At 39.2% G+C, this 2,233-nt stretch carries 2 protein-coding genes; both read left to right on the forward strand.

Annotation, left to right across the window (positions count from 1 at the left end):
- The coding region (locus E1176_RS02090) for a Glu/Leu/Phe/Val dehydrogenase dimerization domain-containing protein (protein WP_425482548.1) at positions 1–1,090 on the forward strand (1,090 nt) is incomplete at its 5' end.
- Between the two features lie 102 nt (positions 1,091–1,192).
- Positions 1,193–2,233, forward strand: a 1,041-nt coding sequence (locus tag E1176_RS02095) for a transcription antitermination protein NusB (RefSeq protein WP_155208921.1), incomplete at its 3' end; no start/stop codon positions are given.

Below are 2,233 nucleotides of genomic sequence, written 5' to 3' on the forward strand. Positions count from 1 at the left end.
CGAATTGGAGAGAGTTGAAAAAAGCTCTGTGTTTGCAGGTGTCTCCAAACTAGGCCATGAGCAGGTTGTATTTTGCCATGATCAGGCCACTGGCCTAAAAGCCATTATAGGTATTCACAATACTGTACTTGGGCCGGCTCTCGGTGGTACACGTATGTGGAATTACGCATCAGAAGCCGAAGCACTAAGAGATGTGTTGCGTCTTTCCAGAGGCATGACTTACAAAGCAGCCATCACCGGGCTCAACCTTGGTGGAGGTAAAGCAGTAATCATCGGAGATGCAAAAACACAAAAAACCGAAGCGTTTCTAAGAAGATTTGGAAAGTTTGTTGAAAGCCTTGCTGGTAAATACATCACAGCAGAAGATGTAAATATGAAAACCAGAGATATGGAGTATATCGGCATGGAAACAAAACATGTAACCGGTTTGCCAGAAAGCATGGGAGGTGGTGGAGATCCTTCACCTGTTACAGCTTATGGTACTTACATGGGTATGAAGGCTACAGCCAAAAAAGTATATGGTAATGACAGTCTTACAGGTAAAAAAATTGGTGTGCAGGGCGTTGGCCAGGTAGGTATGTATTTGGTAGAGCACCTTGTGAAAGAAAATGCCGAAGTATTCATCACAGACATAGCAGAAGAAAAACTTAAACAGGTATCAAAAGATTTCGGAGCCAAAGTAGTTGGTATGGATGAAATCTACGACCTCGACATGGATATCTATGCTCCATGTGCCTTAGGTGCAACCCTCAATGATGATACGATCAAGAGATTGAAATGCCAGGTAGTAGCAGGAGCTGCTAATAACCAGCTAGAAGATGAGATCAGACATGGAAATATGCTGATCGAGCAGGGCATTACTTATGCACCAGACTTTTTGATCAACGCGGGTGGCCTTATTAATGTATACGAAGAGCACTTAGGCTCTTACAACAGAGATAGAGCTTATACTACTGCTGAGAAGATTTATGATACCTGTATTAACATCTTAGATGTTTCTGCTAAAGAAGGCATCTCTTCTCAGGAAGCAGCAACTAAACTTGCAGAAAAACGAATTGAAGATATTGGCAAGGTTAAATTGCCGAGATAATCATTTTAGCTAACTTTGCAGACAACATATTTAGAAAGTGGTAGTGCCTCTCGGTACTACCACTTTTGTTCATAACATATTTTAAAGTTCTCTAATCTATCGATGCTAAATAGAAGAACACTCAGAATCAAGGCAATGCAAACGGTATTTGCCTATCGTCAGTCAAAAGAAGCTAACTCTGGTCTCGCACAGGAGTTTATTAAGGAAAGTTTTGCCCCAGACCTAAACTCTATGGAGGTGCAGGATAAAGACTTACTTAAAAGTCAGAAAAAAGAGGCCATAGACTTATATCGTAAGAGCTACAAAAATGACAGTAGTGTAAAACATACCGAAGAAAAAATCGCGGTTACGGTAAGCGAAGCTATTAATCAATATCACAGACAAAACGCCAAAGACTTTAAGTTTTTCAAAAAAAACATGGTCATTGAGGCAGAGAAAATACTTGATCGATACTTATCAGTATTGCTGTTGCTCATCGATTTGGCAGAGGTGGCTGAAGAAGATCCTAGAATCGACCACAGCAACTTTGTTAAAAATTTGTTAATCAAAGCCCTAAAAGAAAATACAAGCCTCGAAGATATTATCTTACGTAGAAATATTAGCTGGAGTGAGCACAAGGCTGAAATCAGGGATTGGTTTAGAGATATAGTCAAGGCTGATGAGGCCTACAAATCTTACATAAAGCTAGAGTCGCCAGGTTTTGAAGATGACAAAAGCATTATCAATCATATTGTTAAAAACATCATCTTCAAAAATGAGGTAATAGACAAGTTTCTTGAAGAAGAAGACCTTAACTGGCAAGAAGACCGAGCGATTATAAAAAGCCTTACAGTAAAAACGATAAAAAGTATTACTGATGGCGAAGAAGAGTTCGAAATACAAGAGTTGTCATACAACTGGGATGACGACAAAGCGTTCTTTGTAAAGCTGTTTGAAGAAACCATTGAGGTAGATCATGAATATGAAGATTTGATCGCCAAAAAGACCAAAAACTGGGATATCGAGCGTATAGCTACTACAGATAAAATCATCTTGGAAATGGCCATTAGCGAGATGATTAATTTCTCAAGCATCCCTGTAAAAGTGACAATTAATGAATATATTGAGGTCGCAAAAAAATACAGTACGCCTAAGAGTAAAATG

Origin of the sequence: Fulvivirga aurantia, assembly GCF_009711475.1 — a bacterium.
Taxonomy (GTDB): Bacteria; Bacteroidota; Bacteroidia; order Cytophagales; family Cyclobacteriaceae; genus Fulvivirga; species Fulvivirga aurantia.